Source organism: Streptomyces sp. NPDC088554 (genome assembly GCF_044752945.1).
Taxonomy (GTDB): domain Bacteria; phylum Actinomycetota; class Actinomycetes; order Streptomycetales; family Streptomycetaceae; genus Streptomyces.
This window is the reverse complement of the sequence record NZ_JBIVMF010000053.1, coordinates 1-18,646: the sequence shown is the minus strand read 5'-3', so window position 1 is coordinate 18,646 and position 18,646 is coordinate 1. Positions and strand designations below refer to the sequence as shown.

The window sequence follows — 18,646 nt, the reverse complement described above, 5'->3', positions numbered from 1 at the left end:
CGGGGAGAAGATCTGGCCGTACGCGGGGAAACCCGTGGCCATAAATTGCGCGGTATTTGGCCGCACACGGGGAGCTTACGGAGACCGCCGTCATCACAGGGGTGCCCGCTGCCGACCTCGTCATTGAGGACCGGCTGAACGAACTGGATTACGGCGAGTTCGAGGGCGGCCCCTTCCTCGGGTACGGCGATTGGCTCGATCGCCACGGGGCGTGGCGCCGACCACCAGGCGCCGGGGAATCGCAGCGGGAGGGAATCCGCCGGATGCTCCTCGGGGTGCAGGCTTGCTTAGCTCTCCCTGGACCTCGCCTCCTCGTGAGCCACGGCTTGCTTCTATCTGTGTTGTTCTGGAAGCAGAACCGCGCCGCTGGGGAGGCCATGCCTCTGTTCTTCTCGGAGGCCCCGTGCGTCCAGCCACTCGATGTTGAAGACGATGTGCTCGGCGGCTGGATCGCGGACCTGCTGTCCGATCTTGATGCGGAGGCTGGCCAAGATCCCGACGCTCGGGGTGACGCAGCGATATAGCGGGGCGACGCCATGTCGGCAGTTGCTACCGTCAGAGCGGTAGCTCACTTTCCAGAGATGAAGGACCTCAGCCATGCATGATGCCCGCGCCCTGATCGACCTGGGTGCCGAAGCCGTACGTCGGCTCGCCCGTCGCGGTTACGCTCTGGACCTGTCCGTCCTGGAGGACCTCCAGTCCCGACGGAACCAGAGCATCCGCGAGGCCGATGAGCTGCGGGCTGAGTCCAAGCGCGTGGCCAAGGAGGTCCAGGAGACCGCGAAGCAGGGCGGGGACATCTCCAAGCTGAAGGATCGGGCGCGTGAGATCAAGGATCAGGTGCGCGAGATCGAAGCTGAGCAAGATCGAGTACAGGAAGAGCTTCGTGACCTCCTCCTGAGCATCCCGAACTTCCCCGATGACAGGTCTCCAGATGGCAACTCGGAGGACTTCGCGGTCGAGGTCCGCCGGGTGGGGACTCCACCGGCCTTCTCATTCGAGCCGAAGGATCACGTCGACCTCGGTGAAGCTACCGGCATCCTTGACTTCGCTCGGGCGACGAAGCTGTCGGGGCCTCGTTTCGCGGTCTCGCGTGGAGCGGGTGCAGCTCTTGAGCGGGCTCTCGCGACGCTCTTCCTCGACATTCACACGCGGCGGCATGGCTACGTCGAGCACTCGGTTCCGTTCCTGGTCACCCGCAAGACGATGACCGGCACGGGTCAGCTGCCGAAGTTCGAGGAGGACCTGTTCAAGACCGGCGTCGCCGATCGCGAGCTGTTCCTGATCCCGACCGCCGAGGTCCCACTGACCAACCTCTACGCCGAAGAGATCATCCCGCCTGCGGAGCTACCGCTCGCGCTCACCGCCCAGACACCTTGCTTCCGCTCGGAAGCCGGATCGTACGGCCGCGACACTCGCGGCCTCATTCGCCAGCACCAGTTTTCCAAGGTCGAGATGGTGCGGATCTGCGACCCGGACGACGCCGACGCCGAGCTGGAGAAGATGATCGGACACGCCGAGGCGTGTTTGAGGGAGCTTGGCCTCGCCTATCGCGTCATGACCCTCGCCGCTGGTGACACCGGCTTTTCAGCCGAGCTCACCTATGACCTCGAAGTATGGCTGCCGAGCCAGAATACCTACCGCGAGATCTCGTCCATTTCCAACTTCGGCACCTTCCAGGCCCGCCGCGCGAACATTCGCACGCGTGGCACGGATGGAAAGCCCAAGCTGGTCGCCACCCTCAATGGCTCGGGCCTTCCGATCGGCCGAACCTTGGCCGCACTGCTCGAACAAGGCCAGCAGCAAGACGGATCGATCGTCCTGCCTGAATCACTCGTCCCGTATCTCGGCTTCCGCCGTATCTCGGCGGACGGAACACCGGAGGCATAGTGCTCGTCGGCGTCTGCGACTTTCCTGGCAGCTACGCTTTCCCCCCTGCCGGATACGGCGGGATCGAACGATGGCTTTGGGCGGTCGCAGTAGGCGCCCGCGCCGCAGGCGCCGACGTGCACCTCCTCGGGCCGGGCTGGCTCACGGACCTTGAAGCCGAATGGGTCCGCAAGCCAGTCCGCCTCGAAGACGTCACCGCTGGATCTCAAGCCGAGCGGGGTCTCCGCGACGCGGGATACGACCTCCTGGTGGTCGGCCACGAATATCCCTCGCTCGCCGCTTGGACGCGTACTTGGCACGAGCTGGACTGCGACGTGGCCACCTTCCAGCACTCACCCGTCTTTCAGCACACGAAGACAGCATTCGACGGCAAGCGGTCGCGGCTGTACTGCTACTCGCCCGAGATGATTGAGCGATACGCACCTCATCAGCCGATCCCGGAGCTTGCCGTTCACCTCGGGCTCAACGAGGAAGAACCGCCAGCCGTAGCCGGGCGGGACCTTGTGTGGCTCGGCCGAATCGACGAGGAGAAGGCCCCGCACCTGGCTGCAAGGGCTGCGCAGATACTCGGCCGGCGGATACGTATCGTGGGTCCTATCTTCGACGAAGACTACGTGCGCCAGCACGAGAAGCTCCTCACCGCGGATCACGTCGAGTGGGTGGGCGAACTTGGCGGCCAGGCCAAGACCGCTGCTCTCCGTGACGCATCAGTGTTCGTCTACACATATGCGCGGAACTACGTAGAGGCCGGAGCCGCAGTGTTTGGCGAGTCTCTGCGGGCTGGAACGCCGATGGCAGCGCTGACCTGGCGCAAGGGAACATGCGCTGAGGCGGCTCTGTGCGACCAGACCGGGGCGATCGCTGTCGTCGATCCCGAGGTGGACGACGAGACGGCGGCCGGCAAGCTCGCCGAAGCCATTGAACAGGCACAATCACTCGACCACCGCCAAGTGCAGGTGAGCGGTCAGCTTCGGTTCGACCCCGCACGTCACTTCGAGGGGATGGCGACTCGCCCGTGCTAAGCGGGGTGCTGTGCCAGCAGATACCCAGTCTGCTGCGGAAGGCCCTGGGAGCCCACTGGGAATTCTCAATCGACGGCGACGTCCTGGAGATTCAGCACCCTCATCGAGGCTCTCCATACCGCCCACCCCGTCGCACCCCGTCGTGGGCAGAACTTCTCGGAGCACTCGAACAGGGCTTCGCCGCTCAGGGTGTTCCGCGGGATTCATGCTTGCCCCTTCGGTGGGGTCGCGAGACCGAACTGACCATTTCGGCAGTCCAAGCCCTCGACCCGCTCCTCAAGGAAGGTCGCTCAGAAACCTATCGCCGTGGCTTCATTCCTCAGCCTGTAGTGCGATTCACCGGTCAACGTACCGAATCCGGAGAACTTCGCGACGGGTTTCTGACCTCCTTCGTCAATATCTCCCGCGTACAGCCCATCGACAAGATTGATGAGTACGGAGCGATCGTCGATTCCTGGATTTCTGTACTCTCTCAACTCGGATTTCACGCACGGCACATAAGCATCTACGGTCGCGTGGCAGTGTGGCAACGCCGCCAAGTGAAGGGAATCACGCTACGGTTTCGACACTTGGGCCTGACTCTGGGGGACGTTGTTCTCCTCTGGAACGAAGACCATCCGCAGCGCATGGCAGTTGACCTCGGCACCAGCCTCGAGCGATTGGCCTGGGCCAGGACGCTGGGAAGCTGGAACGATCTCGTCTTCGGGCCTCTGGCTGGGGCTGCCCCTCCGTCTGCCTTGGATGCCATCCGTACGGCGACGCTCCTCCTCGGAAACGGCATCACCCCGGCCGCGCGTGGCGCCGGGGGGATAACCCGCCGAGTTATCGGGACACTCACGCCGGAGTTGGTTCGGCTGGGCGTAAGCGTCGCAGTCCGGTCATCACACCAGTACTGGACGACCGTTGCGGCACTTCCCACGCCATGGCCCGCCGTCGCCTCCAGCATCGAGAACGAGTGCAGCCGCTATGTCATCTGATCCTGGAGGATGCCGTTTACTTTGCCTTGATTACGGGTTCGGTGACCCTCCGTGGCCTGGCATTAGCAGTAATCCAGCACTACGATTTACCCGTCGCCACAGACGCATTCACGATCTCTCGGAGCCCTACTACAGCGGTTCAGCCGGGGACGATTCCGGTGCATCATGCATCTGCGGAGCTTCCATGTTCGCACGGTTGGCGTAAGGAGACGCGGGCAGTCGCACCCTTGACGGCTCGGGCCGCTCCTGATCCTCGGGCGACTCGGTGTTCGTACCTGTTCGCACCGACAGCTCGGCGCGGAGCCCAGCTCGCCGGTAGGCCGCGCCATTGGCGGTACTGCGTGCAGTGACAGCCTCGGCTCGCATCTGTATTGCTTCTTGATCGTCCCTCTCCTGCACTCGTCGCAGGCGAGCGGCCTTCTCCGCGTCGGACGTGTGCACCTCGGTAAGCACGGCTTCGTACTCACCGGCGGGGCCTGCGGCCTCGCCCAGGTCCCGGAGCTGCTCGTTCAACTGCTCCAGCTCACGCCCGGCCTCTTCGCACCCTCGAAGCAGTTCGTCACGATCGGCTTCGACCGCGCTCCTGGCACTCCCTCGCAACGCAGGCCGTCCGAAACGGCCTGCGGCGCTTAGCTGCTGTTCGAGCGCGTCAAGTCGTTTCTCGACGCCTCGCAGGCCAGCGGTCCGTTCGGCGACCATCCCGCTCAGCGCTCGAACTCCGCGGATCGCCGCAGCACGGTCGGCGACATCCTGGTGTCGACGGTTGAGAGCGAGCACGCTCCGGCCTGTTCCCGCTGCGGCTTGTTGCCCGGCGCGGGCTGCCGCTGTCTCCGCCACCTCGGCTGCCGCCTTGGCGGCACGGAGAGCCGCGGCAGCCTTGCGGATCGCGTCGCGCAGGGCCGCGTTGTTGAGATGCGCGTACGGGCGGTCAGCCATCGGCGCGGGTTCCGGAGGCGTGGCCGGCACCGCGGGCCGCTCCGTAGTATCCGGAGTACGCGGGGTCTCAGGCCCCCGCAAATCCTGGGTGCCGTCGGTCTCGTGGGGGCCACCGGTGGCAGCGGCACGCGGGGTCGGCAGGTCCACTATGGCCTGGCGGACGTGGGTGGGTACCGCGTTCTTGGGGAGTTCGGTGAGGATCATGCGCTCCTCGGTACCGCTCCCGATCTCGCGGATGAGGCCCGCGACAGCGCGGTCAAGCTGTTCCTGCTCGGTGAGTGCGTCACCGCTTCGAGCGCGGTCGGCATCGGTTTCGTAGACAGAGAGCGGCAGGAAGAGATGGGACTCCTTCTTGTCGCGGCTCATCATGGTGTAGAGCGCGTTCGCTTGTGCGCCCGGTCCGTAGACCAGGGCCTCTTGGATGCTTAGGCCCTGGGACTTGTGGCCGGTGATCGCGTATCCGAGGCTGAGTCCGCCCTGCGCGATGTAGTCGGCGTCGACCCATTCGGCAACGTCACGGTGGCCATCGGTAGTCTTCTCGCGCCACTCGACCAACACCCGCCGTTCCTCGTCCACGGCGCGCACGATTCCGCGGTAGCCGTTCAGGATGTCTTCGTTCGCGCCTCGGCTCTTCTTGCCCCGATAGTCGTTGATCCGAAGGAGGACCTGGTCACCGACGGACAGGGTCAGCTCGCTGCCGCCGGGCAGCGCGTAGGCGTGCTCGGGACCGGTGAGGTCGCCGCTCTCCTTCCGCAGGGCGCGGGCCCCGACGTTCAGTTCCTCCACGATCTCGTTGGTGGCGGCCAGCATGAGGAGCTGCTGCACGGCGGTGTGGTCGTCGGTGTGCGCGGCGCGCTTGTCGGCCCAGATGGTCAGCATCGCGGCGAGGGTGGTGTTCTTGTCCGCGAGGGCGTGCACGCGGCCAGCCCCGGTGAAGGTGCGGAGTGCTTCCACGCGGTTGTCGTCGCGCCACAGCTCCAAGGCCCGGCGCTCGACCATGTCCGTCTGCCGGAAGTTCTCGTTGAGGCTGAGTCCGCCCACGATGTGATGCACGGCGGCAAAGGAACCGCCGATGCCGGGCGAGTGCAGCTGCTTCGGGTCACCGATGCCCACGACCTTCGTGCCGGTCATCGCGGCGTGGGTGAGGAGTTCGGCGATGTCGCGGTCATCGCACATGGCGGCTTCGTCCACGACCAGAACGTCAACGCCGGTGAGACCGGTGCCGCCGTTGCGGATGCCGGTGAGCCAGGACGCGAGGGTGCGGGACTCGATACCCGCCTCGGCCTTCAGATTCGCGGCCGCAACGGCGGCCGTGCTCGCGCCGGCGATGACGAGACCGTGGGCCTCCCATGCCTGCCGGGCGGTGTCCATGATCGTGGTCTTGCCCGCTCCGGCGATGCCCACGACTGCGTCGATTCCGTGCCCGGCCGTGAGTAGCCGTTCGAGGACGGCGCGCTGTTCGTCGGAGAACGCGAAGGTGCCACCGTGCTGGGCCTCGACGGTGGACAAGGTCATGTCGACCGTGTCGTTACTGACGACGGCGGCCTGCGCGCCGAGCCGGTGCGTTGCCTCGGAGACGATCAGAGCTTCCGCCGCCACGACATCCGCCGTGGTGTACCGGTCGGCGTGCGTGAAGTGCTGGGCACCCTTCGGGTTGAGCTGGACCGCGTATCCGGCGTGCCGGAGGACGGATGTGGTGAGGTGTTCGGCCTCCTCGGCGCTTGCGACTCCGTACGGGAGGGCGTCCAGCACGGCGGCGATGGCGGCGGCGTGGGTGAACTCCTTGGAGTGGCTGGTCAGGCCGGTCTTCGGGTCAAAGACCTGGGCGCACAGCTCGTCCAGAGAGGGGTTCTGGTTCGCTCGGTTCTGATCCATCGCGCTGGCCGCGATGGCGGAGGGGTCGTCCCCGGCGGCACGGCCTTCGGCCTGCCAGTAGGCGCGCAGAACATCGTCCTCGGCCCGGGCAGCCTCACCATTCTTCGCGGCCTTGGACGCGGTGGAGGCGGCGGTGCGCTCACGGGTCGTCGCGTTGTCGTAGTCGATGCCCAGCTTCGTCAGCAGGTCCCGGACCTGGCTGTCCCTTTTACTGAACAGCCGGATCGTGGCCTCAGGAATCGCCGCGATCTCCCACGCGCCGGTCCTCGCGTCACGGCGGAAGCCGATGCCCAACTCGTTGGTCAGCTCGCGGCGGATGCGGGCGTTCATGAGGGCCTGGGTCGGGCGGGCGTGCCGGTGAAGGTCTCGGCCCCCGCTGGCCATCGTGGACCACTTGCCGTCAGTGCCCTTGACCATGTTGGCCAGAGTGAAGTGCAGGTGGAAGTGGGGGTCACCGTAGGGGGCGCCGTCCACCGGTCGGGCGGCACGGTGCACCATCATCCAGCCGGAGAAGCCGCTCGTTGCCACTGTTTTGGCCTCGTCGCCGTCGCCGTGGTGACCGCGCATGGCGTACGCGGTCCAGCGCTCCAGAGCGGTGATGGACTCGCGGCCGGCGGAGGTATAGATGCCCTCCGCCTTGGCGGCGAACTCCTCGGGTGCGTAAGCGAGGAGCGCCGAATACGACTTGGCGAGATCCAAGGTGGTGTCGGCGCCGAAGTTGCCAACCTGCACGCGGCCTTCGAGGAGAGCCGCCTTGATCTCCTCGGCGTCCCACACGTCCTCGGGCGCGAGTCCCGCCGCCTTGGCCATCGCGACGGCTTCACGCACGTCCATCGGTAGATCCCGAAGACGACGTGCACCTTCGCCGTCGGTCTGGACGTACCGGCGCTTCATGGACGCGGCGTCGAACAGGTCGGCGGGCTGCTGTCCGGTCTCGGTGGCGCGGACCTCGACCGCGCGCAGGAGCGCACGAGCGTCCAGGTGGCCGCCCGCCTCTGCGGCCACGGCCTTCTCCACCACGTCCTCGCCGTAGAGATCGACGGCGTCGATGTCGACGGCGTCGGCGAGTTTCAGCACCGTCGAGACGGGGACGCGGTGCGACTCCCCGAACCGCTGGATCTGGTTCTCCATACGGCGGAAAGCGTCCTGCTTGCGCTTGGAGCCCAGCAGGGAGACGGGGTTCACGCTGCGTTCGGCGGCAGCGCGGCGGATGGCACGGGCCAGCGGGGCGGCGGGGAGCTTGGCGGCCGGCGCGATGGCCAGCTTGGCTTCCACGAGGGTCTGCCCGGTCCGGGGGTCCTCCCCGTGCATGAGGCGCCGTGCCGCCTGGAACTGCTCGGGGCTGAGGATGCTGCCGGGCGTGATGTCGAACTCGGTGAGCCCGCCGCCGATCCAGACCAGGGGTCGTTCGCTGGCGTCCAGGTGGTAGTCCACCTGTCCGTCGGTCGGCCGTGGAGGAAGAGCTTGTTCGCCGTAGAGGTCGCGGGCGTCGAGCCCGGCTGCGGCGGCGACTTCGACGGCGTCGAAGCCGGTGAACCGCGCGGTGCCCTTGCTGCGGATGAGTCCGCGGGCGCGGAAGAAGGCGCGCTTGGCCTCGCGGTTGGCGAGCAGGGAAGCGACAGGGGCACCTGCCGCTTCGGCCTTGGTCTCGATGGCTACGACGAGGGGGGCGGCGTCGACCGATACGGACTTCCCGCAGCCGTGGCCGCCGGTAAGGCGGTACTCAACCTGCTCGTCGGAGGGGCCGATCATGGTCACCCATCCCATCGGCCCGCTCACCCCCCGCTCTCATCCGGTCAGTTTCAGTCATCTTGGCTGATTGTATCGTCACGAAGTGACGATACCTTGGTCCTCAAAGTTCATCAAAGTTCAAGATCATGATCAACGAGGGGGAACCTCGGGCACTCGGGGCGGCCTGGTCGTTCCTGCGGATCAGGCTCGTGGAGCCTGATGTCCTGTTGGACTGTTACCTCAGAAAGAGGGGCTCGGGGTGTGCTCCTCAAGTCGCGCTGGGCAGGACTTGACCATCAGCCACCGCCCAGGTGAAGAAGGTGTTGTCAGAGCCGCGACATAGGTTGATGGGCCGTCGTGCCGATTGGCGGCACAACTAGAACCTGAAGGGCCCCACCCCGTGCTCAACGTCAAAGAGCGCCTGCGCGCGCTGGAGATACCCACGCGGGTTAGGGGGCTGACACAGAACCAGCGGTTCGGTATCGCTACCGGCCTCGGTTTCGCGGTGCCACTGCTGATGTTCGCGGCCATCGCCACGGGCTCCAGGGTCTGGCTGATGGTTCAGCTCCCGGTCAGCGTGGCGCTCGCGCTGCCAGTGCTCTGGTTGCTCAAGCCCTGGTATGAGGGGCTGCCCAAGGAGAGCCAACGACGATTCACCGCGGCTCCCTTGGTGTACTACCTCATCCTCGTGACGCTGTTCGCGTGGCTTGCCCTGGTCTCGACACCGAACGACCGAGGGAAGGCAGCTGGGCTACTGCTTCTGGTCTGGTGCCTTCAGTTCGTATATGGGACTGGCGTTGAGCCGAGCAACTTCGCGATCGAACGTCTCCGAGGCCGGCTCGGTAGGGCCGCGCCGGTGCGGACCCTCGCCCTCTGGTGCGGGCTGATTGGCGTGCTGTGGCTCATGCAGTACACCCAGGATGATGCGCGATTCCGGCCAGTCCTGCTGGGAGCGGCCCTCACTCTGGGAGCGGCCGGAGCCGCCGTAACTCTGAAGGTCTTCGCCCGTGTGCGGAGGATCTGCACGACGCTGCATCTGCGGACGACGGAGATGATCCGATCCCTGGAAGAACTCGGCCGCGCTACGGATACAGATCGGCAGGACAAGCAGGCGGCTGCTCGGCGTGCCTGGGACGTCCTGGAGGCAACTCTCCTCACTCGGGTCGACACCGGCTTTCACCTGGCCGGTTCCTTCGTGCTGCCGCCCGCATCCATCACGGAACTGGGGCGCACGCTGATGACGGTCATTGACGCACCGCATGGCGACGAGACCAGACAACGGCTCGCCGTTACCGATCTACAGGCGATCCTCGCCGCCTGCCGGGGGCGCATCGACGTTTTGGCGTGACCCTCTGTCGCACGAAGAACAAGATGAGGGCCGCCCCTTCGCGGCGGCCCTCATGCGTGGAGACGGCTACTTCACTGGCCAGTCACCGAACGGGATGGGCGGCAGTTCACTCGCGTCGCGTTCCGCTTCGTCCAAGCCGCAAGGGGTGCAGATGAAGACCCCACGGTCATCGGTCATCCGGGAACGTGCGGGCCGTTCACTGAGCGGGCCGCCGCAGCGCGGACAACAGTTGTCGGGCACGGGTCACTCCTCGGGGTGCTCGCGGGCGGAGTTGAGGATCAGGTTCCAGGTCGGGCGGGAGTAGGTCTTCTCCGTCTGCCCCTGAAGCTCGGGGATCAGGGCGGCGTTCTTCGCCCCGGGGTTCGCCGCGATGGCCTGCCGGGCAAGGGTCAGCCGCTCGTCTCCCTGGTAGGGGTAGGCCAGTCCGCGACGGCCGGTGGGCCGTCCGCCGGCATGCCCGCGGCCCTTGCGGTCAGCGAGGTACTGCCACAGCCGCCAGCGCTTCCACTTCGGGCGGCGCCGGGTCAAAAGCTCGTCCCAGTCGTCCGGTGCCGGCCACCCCTCGGGCGGGTTCTTGACGTAGTGGGAGACGGTGGCGGAATCGGCAAAACCACAGATCTTCGCCGCCTCGGCCGGGCCCACCATCTCTTCGGGGTCGCCGTCGAGCTTCGGCGGGTTGGTGGTGTTCGCGGCGACGCGCTGCCGCTGAAGCTCGTGGTGCCACGTCGCCCATTCGTCTCCGTCCCAGTGCATGACGCCGTCGATGGTGTCCGCGACGGGCGGGTGACCGTTGTTTTCCCGGTCGGTCCAGAGGTTCTGAAGCGTGGGCTCGCTGATGCCATGGACCTTGCGCAGGTCCGCGCGTGAGTAGAGCGTGCGGCCGGTCTTGGAGGACACGGGTCGTCTCCTGTTCTTGGTCGGGGTCGTGCCCGCTCGGCGGGTCACTCGGGTTCGTCCGGGTCCGGGGCCGGCGTCCACGTACGGGAGCCTGCCGGTTCGAGCCGGGTGAGGGTGGCTATGTCGGCCAGGGGCACGGCGGCGGCCCAGTCTGCGCGGTCGGGGTGGTCGACGGGAAGGTTGAGCACGAGGTGTCGGCCGGTCGGGGGGAAGTCCTCGACGATGACGAAGGCGTCGGTCTGATCAGCGCCGATGCTGTTACCCCCCTTGAGCTGAGCGATGTCGCCAGGCTGGGGACTGTCGGGGTGTCGGTCACATAGCATGGTGTGGTCTTTCTGGTGAGAGAGACACCGACGGCCAGCGCCTTGTTGCCCTTGTGCGCTGGCCGTCATCTGTTGTCTGGGGTGCGTGGCGCCGCGAGGGACGCACGGCCGGTCGGAGGTTGCCCGCTCCGCTGATGGCGGAGTAATTAAACCACCTTTGGGTTGAGCAGGTGGGGCCCTGATCCGGAGAACGGCGGTCATCAGAAGAGGGCCCCCTGATCTGCGGGGCGTTGGCCCCGGCTGCTCGGTGGGCGGGTGACGTGGAGTTCGTACCGGGGGCGCCCTGCGTGCGGCGGGACGTGGGCTTCGCGGCAGTGTCCGCTCCAGGCCAGTACGGGGGCTCCCTGGTCGATCCAGCCCGGCGGGTACCGGGAGGTGAGCTGAGCCCAGCGGCTCCGGCTCCGCAGGATGGCCCACCGGTCCTCGACCGTGGTGATCGGCGGCAGTTTCCGCCAGCCGGGGAAACAGTGGTTGTGCGCGTCCTCCACCGCCTCGTTGTCACCGTCCCCGAACCCGTCGCCGGAGTGCGTGGGGCCTTCCCATTCGCACGCGAGACACCCGCCGCGGAACTCCTGCTCGTTCCCCCGGCGGCCGGTCGGCCGGCTACGGGAGAGCAGGGTCGGAATGTGGTGTGGGGGCAGGTCCAGTTCGTGGCCGAGGTCGCTGTACGCGCCGCCGGGGTGTCCGGGCTGGATGTGCCACGCTTGCGCGGCGCTCTCGGTGCGGTGGCGCGTCCGCGCGTTGCGCACTCGCCAGTAGTACGTCTGCCGTGCTCGTGCTCCAGTCGGCTCGGCGACGGTGGCGGTCACGGCTTCCTGCTTCCGGCGGCGAGGACTTCGCGGAGCGGGTCAGCGAGCGCGGCCTGTTCGGCGGGGGCGTCGAGGAACCGGGTCCCGTACGCGCGGCGCACCGCGCGGCGGGCGTCCTGGTGGCGGTTGAGTTCCGGGTAGTACGGCGATCGGTCGAGCACGTCATAGCCGTGCTGGGTGAGTACGTCGGCGATGAGCGACCGGACCTGTACGGGGTCGAGGGCGGAGAGGTCGTTTGCCCCCGGGGCCGCGAGGAGTACGCGGATCAGCTCGGTCGCGCTGAGCCGGGGGTGGAGGGGGACGCTGAGCCGGTGGACGCCGTCCCGGCTGGGGGTGGCGGCTCCTCGGCGGCTCGGCGTCCTGGTGGTGCTTCGGTCTTCTGTCGTCTCGTCCATCGTGTGGGCCTTTGATGACTCGGGATGCTGGCGGGCGGCGGGGGTTAGAACAGGGCGTGTTCGGCGCGGGCGGCGGCGGTGCGGAACGCGTGGGCGGCGTCGGCGGCGGTACGGCCGGGCTCGCTGCTCCACCGGTCGATGGCCTCGCGGTGCCGGGCCTTGGCTGCGGTGGGGGCGTCGGCGTCGACGGGGTGACCGGTGACGGTTTCCGCGAGGATGCCGAACGCCTGGTCACGGGCACGGTCGATGCGGTCCCAGTCGTACGTCCGGCCGGCGGCTCCCCGCCCGTGGCCGGCGGCGACTTCGAGGGCGCCGCGCGGCCAGCACGGCAACGTGGCCGTACGGCCGGGACCGTCGAACAGGCGCGGTCCCTGGTGGATGCCGACGTGTTCGATGTGGCGGGCGGCCCATTCCAGGATCGCGGCCGGGGTGTCGGCGATGACGATGCTTTCGGGGGGGTGGTGGGTCGGCACGGTGCTGTCCTTCGGGAAAGCGGGGGCGGCGGCGCGCTGCCGCCGCCCCTCGGTCGGCTAGTGGTAGGCGGGGATCAACCGGCGGATCTCTTCCTCTCCGATGCACCCGCCCTTGTGACGGCGCGCACTCGGCGGCTCTCCGTTGCGCCCGCGCAAGTGGCTCCAGAACTTCGGGCCTTGCCAGTCGCACAATTCGCAGCTGAGGAACCAGTGGTTATCGCTGCCGGGGAACCCGGTGAGCACGGCCCGCCAGTGGTGGGCACGGAGTCCCGCGAACGCGATCTGCGCGCCCTCGATGTTGCGATCGTTGACCGGCATCCGCGGGTGCAGGAGAGGCACCGGCCCGCACAACGGCGTGGGGGCCTCGGCGAGCACCTGGTCCAGGGGGACGGCGCCGATCCGACCGGCGGCGTACTCCTCCGCGAGATGGGCGGCGGCCATATCGGTGCCGGGGGTCCCCTTGGGCGGGCGGCGGAGGTTGCGTTCGCCCTCGGTGGTGAGGACGAGCCAATCCCGGTGCCACCTGTAGGCGCGGCCGATGACCTGGTCTTCGCCAACGATCACGGGGTATCGGCATTGGATGTCGGGGGAGCCGACGCGGTACGTCGGGACGGTGGTGCTGCCCTCGGTCGCGGGGACGATGAGCCTGCCCGCTTCGGTGTCGGGGACGGTGATGGTCGCGGGTCGTTCGAGGAGTTGCGTGGTCATGGTGGTGCCCTGTTCTGGTGAGAGAGGGGCCCGTCCCCCCGGCGTGCTCGGCCGCCGGGGGGCGGGTGGGGGCGTGGTTACGCGGCCTCGGCCGGGGCCTGCGGGGCGTCGGTCCATTCATGGCGCGGAGTGATGCCCAGCTCGTCTAGGACCGGGGCGTGGCTGCCGTTGTCCTGGACCCATTCCCAGTCGGCGCCTTCGGTGCCGGGCCGGTCGGTCCAGGTGAGCATGTAGGAGCGGCCGGAGGTGCGGGGGTCGCCGCATACGGCCTGTGCCTCGCGGCGGGTCATCGCCCACAAGGCGCGCTTGCGGGGGCGGCGGGAGTTCTTCGAGGTGATGAGCACCAGTGCCATGCCCTCCTGCGCGTTTGCCCTTTCGGCAGGGGCCGTCGCCGGGGTCGACCTCCCTTCAGGGGCGTGTTGACAGAGAGCCCAGCGGCGCGCTTTCGCGTGCCATGGGCTGGGGTGACTGGTAGGGCACGTCTCAGCCGCCGGTACCGGCTCCTTGATCGGCGGGGCCTGCTGGGCCTGCTCCTGGTGCGCGGCGGCCTCGGCCCGAGTCGACTGCTGCATCTCGTCGGCGCTCTTGCGCCCGGACACGTCGTCGTAGGGAGCGGTCCAGGTCCAGCCGTCGTGACGGTTTTCCGCCGCGCGAACGACGCGCTGACCGACGCCGTCGTGAATGTGCGGGATCGTCACCGACTTCGGGTTGACCCGCAGGACCTCGTACCAGGTGCCTCGGTAGAGAACGAAGTCCCCCCGTGTGAAGTCGGCTTGCGACCACATCTTGAAGCCATCGGCCTCGGCGTCCTTGATGACCTGCTCCCAGTGCTGGATCTCTTCCGTCAGCTCCTGGTGCTCGGTCTCCAGCTCGGGGTCTGCCGGACTCCGGGAAAACCCCTTGGCGGACTCGCCGCGCTGCCACTTCTCGACCGCGCGGAGGTCGGCCCGCAGCTTGTCGAGACGGCGGAGCGTGCGGCCGGGGTCCTTCTTGAAGCGCTCGTAGTTCGCGGCGGCCTGTGCCCGGCCGGTCCAGTGGGCGGCGCGGTCGCGCTCGCCGATGCTCTTGCGCATCGCGTTGTCCATCCGCGCGTGATCACGGCGGGCGCGGCCCTCGGAGTGGTGTCCGACGAGGATGGGCTGACCGAAGGCGAACCGCTCGGATATCTCGTGGCTCGACTTCCACGCGGCCTCGGAATTCTGGGCGGCGCTGGCGGCGTATCCGCCGAACCTCTCCGCCCGGCCTTCGGCCTTCTCCTCCCGCTCCTTCTCGGCGTCGGAGAACGATCGGCGGTCGGCGTTGTCGATGGTCAGCGTGACCTCGAAGCCCGCGTCTCGGAGTCGCTGCGCGAGGAGTTCGAGCGAGGGGGTGTAGGTGGCGTGGTCACGGCTGTGCGGGAGGTACCAGCAGTCAAGGTTCCTGCTCCAGCGGAAGGGCTGGCTCTGGGTCCGACCGTACTCGCGAAGTCGCAGGATCTCGGCCGATCCGTCGCCACGGCTCGTGCCCTCGATCAGGGTTCCTTCTCGGCGGGTGTGGGTGATCTCGATAGTCACTGAACTGGCTTTTCCTGGTGAGAGTTTGGTCCGTCCGCAGGGCGGACCGTGCGTTGGCAGCGGCGCTGCACCACCGGCGCGGGCCGTGAGGGACGATCGGCTCGCGGGTCGTCGCGCCTGCGCGACGACAGGGGCTGTCGCGCCCCCGCGGGGCGCGTCCGCTGCGGTCCGGTGCCCGTCGTCGGTCGGCGGAGCCGCCTGCGGCGGAGTCGGCCGGCGGCGGTGAACGCACCGGACCTGTCCTGCCGCCCCGAAGGGGTGTCCGCTGGGGTGCTGGGGGCCTGCCGGTCCGGAGGGTTGCCCTCCCCCGGACCGGCGGGGCCTTGGTCAGCTGCGGTGGAGCTTGTGCCGGGCGGCCGGGTCTGCGTCGGCCAATCCAGCCCGCTCGCGCCATGCCTGGCGGACGGCGGCACGGAGCGCGTCCCCGTCGTCGTAGGCGAACCGTCCCCGGCGCAGGCTGCGGACGATGTCGCGGAACGTGTCCTGGTGCATCGTGGTCAGCGTGTCGTCAAGCGGGGTCAGCTCGTGCGGGAACATCGCCTGGACGCTGTCGCCCGGCTGCGGGGCACCGAGGGTGAAGAACCAGACCACGGACATGGTGGCCTCGTCCGCGAACTCCGGCCCGCCGAACGGGCCGACGACGACGGCGGGGCGGGTGTCGAGCTGGTGGCCCCGGAACCAGGGGCCGCCGATCACGAGCGTCGCGGTGGGGAAATCCTGGACGGTGGGCTTCTTGTCGGTGGTGAGCATGTCGTGTCCTGTCTGGTGAGAGATTCCGCCGGGGCCGGTCGGCCCCGGCGACGGTGTTGGTCGGGGGGTTGCCCTCCCCCTTCCGACATCATTAATTAAACCATGTTTTTGGGTCTGGGTCAACCGTCCACGGCAAGTTCGCGGCGGCGCTCGGCGGCCGTGGTAACGGCGCGGGCGATGGCGCGGCCGGTCTCGATGGCCCGGACGGCGGACTCATGCACCGGGGGCTTCTTGTCCTGGGTGATGATGCCCGCGAGCGGCGGCACGACGGCGGGGCCCGGGGCGACGTTCAGGATGAGCGCGGCGACGTGGGCGGCTGAGGCGACTTCGGCGGCGTGCTGGCCGGGAAGGGGGGCGTCCGCCTCGGTGATGCGTCGCCACGCGTGGCCGTACAGCAGGATACGAACGGCGTTGCCGGGGGCGTCCTGGGTGAAGTCGAACCCTCCGGCCTGCTCGGGGTCCTCGTGGTACTGGTCGCGATACTGATTCACCAGGACATCGCGGATGACCTCGGCGGCGAGCGGGGCGGCGGCGGGCGGCTCGTAGGCGTCGCCGTCAGTCTGGCTGATGTCGAAAACCGGCCCGGCCTTGAAGCCGGACACCTTGCGCCCCTGGCTCTCAGTAGCCTCCCCGGCGGCCTCTCGCTGCCCTCCGTCGGTGGCTGCGGCCGTGGCCTCCTGGGCATCCTCGGTCCGGCGCTTGATCGGCGTCCAGATACGGAGGGAGGTGGACCCCTTGGCCGGGAAGCGTCCGGCCTTTCGCCAGTCTCCGGAGCTGAGTACGTGGGTGGCGTTCGGGCACTGGGCAGCGATGGCGATGCAGTTGGTGGGGCTGCGGTCGTCGCGGTCCGGGTGAGTCAGGTTCGCGGCCGTGCGCATGACGGCGGCCCAGAATTCTTCGCTGCCGACCATCGCGCCGTACGCGCGATCCATGACGGCTTCGAGTTCACCGCGCATCTTGGCGGAGTAGGCCCGGCGCTCTTCGTCGGTCATCTTCGGCTTACGGGGCATGTCGCGGTCCTCCTGGTGAGAGATCGACCGGGGCCGGCTGGCCCCACGGTGTCGGTCGGGGGGTTGCCCACCCCCTTCCGACACCACTAATTAAACCATGTTCCTGGGTGATCGGCAACCCTCTAAATCCAGTACAGCCCTGCTTCGTTGCTCACGGCGCGGTATGCGGCTATGACCTCGTCCTCTATTCGCGTCCAGCGTTCGAGGATATCGGGGGCGGTTTTCTTGTCGCTGGCCGCGCGCGTGGCCCTGCGCCACTCAATGGCAATTTTGAGTGTGCGGAGTTGGGAACGGGTCAGTTCCCATCGGCCGGAGTCAGGGAGTTGATCACCGTAGGCCATCGCTACGGCGTTGTTGATGTGCTCGGTACCGGACCACACATTCTGTGTGGCCTGGAGCGCAAGGGCACGCTTGAGGGTGCACCGGAGGTGCGGAGCCTGCACGATCCATTGCGGCTCGATCGTGAATACGTCGGCGCTCATCCTGGGGCCTTTCTGGGGGAGGCGGCGCACTGAGCAGCGCGCCGCCGAAACGTACGGGGAATTAGAGGGCGTATCCGTCGACGTATTCCCCGCGCTCACCCTCGGGGGTCTGGACGTGGGGAAGGAATCGGCTCACCGCGAATACGACGGCGTCGGCGATGACCCGAGGCACATCGTTGAGTACGAGACTCACAGTGTCGCCGTCGAGTCCAATACGGACTTCTCCCGACTCAAGATTCATGTAGACAAAGGCAGTTGTACCGTCGACCCGGGTCCGCGCTCCGGGGAGTCGCACCGAGAGATCGCGTGCGGCTTCCTCGACGCCTCGGCGCATCTCGGCCTGTGCGCGGTTGTGGTCCTGCACCCGCTCGTGGACGTCACGGTGCGCGGGGATGAGGTCGGCGGCGATCCGGGCCGCGATGCCTGCCGGGTCCTCGTCTATGGCGACTCGGACGGTGTCGCGCTCGCCCCTGCGGAACGGGTAGTCGGTGGCGGGGAATGCACCTCGGATGTGCAGGTGGCCGGGGTCATCGAACCGCTCGGAGAGGTGAAGCTGTCGGCCGTCCAGGTGGGTGAAGGTGGCGGCGTGGTCCAACTCCTGGACGCCGTGGCGCGCGGGCTGCGGTCGCCAGTTGCCGCCGAGTTCGAGGGCGATCGGGTGGGCCAGCTCTGCGACGGTGAGAGGCGTGTTCATCGTTCGTTCTCCTGGTGAGAGAGGTTGTCGGCGGCCGGTCGGCCTACCGGTGCCGGTCGGGGGTTACCCTCCCCTTCCGACATCACTAATTAAACCATGTTCTAGGGGTTGGGTCAACCCTGATAAGGGCCCTGACCTGGCCTTTTCCCGTACCCCCGGCCCGCACCCGCCCGGCCGGGCCCGGCCACAACGGGCCTGGGCGGGGTTCCCTCCTCGGTCGGACAGCTCCGCCGTACCAGGGTTCCGGGCGCGGTGTCCTGGCTCGCGTAGCGACCGCGTAGCGGCTCGGCCTGGACGCCGTGTCCGGGTTCCTGGTACGCCCCTTGGGGTGTCCGGCCGAGGAGGGAACCCCGCCTTCACCCGCACCACAACGCTCCCGCACCCAACAGACCAGCCCCCACCCCCTCCGAGAGAGGACCCGCCGGAGGCTGCCTTTCGCTCTGGCCGGCACCCAACGAACTCGTGGTTCGAGATGTCCGCGGACCTATGCCTACGGTGCGCGCGACGAGCAGTATTTTCGAACAGAACTGGGGGCACAGGTGAGCACGAATTCGGCAGGACCGGTGAACGCGTCGGAGCTGCGGCGGCGAGTTCGCGCTGCTGAAGCAGTGAAGGCGAAGACGCGGGAGATGGCCGCCGAGCACGCGCTGACCGCGCGTGAGGCTGCGGTGAAGGCGGCTAAGCCTCGATCCACCGGTCGGTTCTGAAGCCGGTTTTTGAGGCTCGCTGGGCCGGGCGTGGGATTGCCGACTGGATGCAGGCATGGGGTATTT

Annotated in this window: 17 protein-coding genes; 5 read left to right on the top strand and 12 right to left on the bottom strand. The window is 67.9% G+C overall.

Features of this window, described 5'->3' with window-relative positions; translation table 11 throughout:
- The first annotated feature begins 101 nt into the window (after window positions 1–101).
- From ACIP8W_RS31095 to ACIP8W_RS31080, 4 genes are all read left to right on the top strand, one after another.
- The gene (locus tag ACIP8W_RS31095; RefSeq protein ID WP_402205726.1) at window positions 102–524 is read left to right on the top strand and encodes a histidine phosphatase family protein; all 423 of its coding nucleotides are present in this window, start codon (window positions 102–104) and stop codon (window positions 522–524) included.
- 73 nt (window positions 525–597) lie between these two features.
- Window positions 598–1,890 (top strand): serine--tRNA ligase, encoded by a 1,293-nt coding sequence (serS, locus tag ACIP8W_RS31090; protein ID WP_402205724.1) that lies wholly within the window; start codon window positions 598–600, stop codon window positions 1,888–1,890.
- Window positions 1,890–2,912 (top strand): glycosyltransferase, encoded by a 1,023-nt coding sequence (locus ACIP8W_RS31085; protein WP_402205722.1) that lies wholly within the window; start codon window positions 1,890–1,892, stop codon window positions 2,910–2,912. The genes serS and ACIP8W_RS31085 overlap by 1 nt, the downstream gene beginning before the upstream one ends.
- Window positions 2,913–3,121: 209 nt before the next feature.
- Window positions 3,122–3,889: a hypothetical protein gene (locus ACIP8W_RS31080; RefSeq protein ID WP_402205720.1), complete on the top strand. Its 768-nt coding sequence runs from the start codon at window positions 3,122–3,124 to the stop codon at window positions 3,887–3,889.
- A 129-nt stretch (window positions 3,890–4,018) separates the two neighbouring features.
- Here the strand turns inward: ACIP8W_RS31080 and mobF are convergent, their stop codons facing one another.
- A complete protein-coding gene (gene mobF, locus ACIP8W_RS31075; RefSeq protein ID WP_402205718.1) occupies window positions 4,019–8,467 on the bottom strand; it encodes a MobF family relaxase in 4,449 nt (1,482 codons plus the stop codon).
- Window positions 8,468–8,831: 364 nt separating this feature from the next.
- On the opposite strand from mobF, the gene ACIP8W_RS31070 reads away from it, so the two are divergent.
- A complete protein-coding gene (locus ACIP8W_RS31070) occupies window positions 8,832–9,779 on the top strand; it encodes a hypothetical protein (RefSeq protein WP_402205717.1) in 948 nt (315 codons plus the stop codon).
- A 243-nt stretch (window positions 9,780–10,022) separates the two neighbouring features.
- Here the strand turns inward: ACIP8W_RS31070 and ACIP8W_RS31065 are convergent, their stop codons facing one another.
- The 11 genes from ACIP8W_RS31065 to ACIP8W_RS31015 form a co-directional block, all read right to left on the bottom strand.
- Window positions 10,023–10,676: a hypothetical protein gene (locus tag ACIP8W_RS31065; RefSeq protein WP_402205715.1), complete on the bottom strand. Its 654-nt coding sequence runs from the start codon at window positions 10,674–10,676 to the stop codon at window positions 10,023–10,025.
- 44 nt (window positions 10,677–10,720) lie between these two features.
- Entirely contained in the window at window positions 10,721–10,999 is a 279-nt protein-coding gene (locus ACIP8W_RS31060) for a DUF6211 family protein (RefSeq protein WP_402205713.1), read from the bottom strand.
- A gap of 200 nt (window positions 11,000–11,199) precedes the next feature.
- Entirely contained in the window at window positions 11,200–11,808 is a 609-nt protein-coding gene (locus tag ACIP8W_RS31055) for a DUF6349 family protein (RefSeq protein ID WP_402205712.1), read from the bottom strand.
- Window positions 11,805–12,203, bottom strand: a complete 399-nt coding sequence (locus ACIP8W_RS31050; protein ID WP_402205710.1) for a DUF6181 family protein — start codon at window positions 12,201–12,203, stop codon at window positions 11,805–11,807. Before ACIP8W_RS31050 ends, ACIP8W_RS31055 begins: the two co-directional genes overlap by 4 nt.
- Window positions 12,204–12,247: 44 nt before the next feature.
- Window positions 12,248–12,676, bottom strand: a complete 429-nt coding sequence (locus ACIP8W_RS31045) for a DUF6197 family protein (RefSeq protein WP_402205708.1) — start codon at window positions 12,674–12,676, stop codon at window positions 12,248–12,250.
- A 57-nt stretch (window positions 12,677–12,733) separates the two neighbouring features.
- Window positions 12,734–13,384 carry a hypothetical protein gene (locus tag ACIP8W_RS31040; RefSeq protein WP_402205706.1) on the bottom strand — a complete coding sequence of 217 codons (651 nt, stop codon included), beginning with the start codon at window positions 13,382–13,384 and terminating at the stop codon, window positions 12,734–12,736.
- 77 nt (window positions 13,385–13,461) lie between these two features.
- The gene (locus ACIP8W_RS31035) at window positions 13,462–14,937 is read right to left on the bottom strand and encodes a DUF3560 domain-containing protein (protein WP_402205704.1); all 1,476 of its coding nucleotides are present in this window, start codon (window positions 14,935–14,937) and stop codon (window positions 13,462–13,464) included.
- A gap of 327 nt (window positions 14,938–15,264) precedes the next feature.
- Window positions 15,265–15,687 carry a DUF6409 family protein gene (locus ACIP8W_RS31030; RefSeq protein WP_402205703.1) on the bottom strand — a complete coding sequence of 141 codons (423 nt, stop codon included), beginning with the start codon at window positions 15,685–15,687 and terminating at the stop codon, window positions 15,265–15,267.
- A 119-nt stretch (window positions 15,688–15,806) separates the two neighbouring features.
- Window positions 15,807–16,697, bottom strand: a complete 891-nt coding sequence (locus tag ACIP8W_RS31025) for a hypothetical protein (RefSeq protein ID WP_402205701.1) — start codon at window positions 16,695–16,697, stop codon at window positions 15,807–15,809.
- 122 nt (window positions 16,698–16,819) lie between these two features.
- Window positions 16,820–17,179, bottom strand: coding sequence for a hypothetical protein (locus ACIP8W_RS31020; protein ID WP_402205699.1), 360 nt, complete (start codon window positions 17,177–17,179; stop codon window positions 16,820–16,822).
- A gap of 61 nt (window positions 17,180–17,240) precedes the next feature.
- Window positions 17,241–17,873: a hypothetical protein gene (locus ACIP8W_RS31015; protein ID WP_402205698.1), complete on the bottom strand. Its 633-nt coding sequence runs from the start codon at window positions 17,871–17,873 to the stop codon at window positions 17,241–17,243.
- Between the last annotated feature and the right edge of the window lie 773 nt (window positions 17,874–18,646).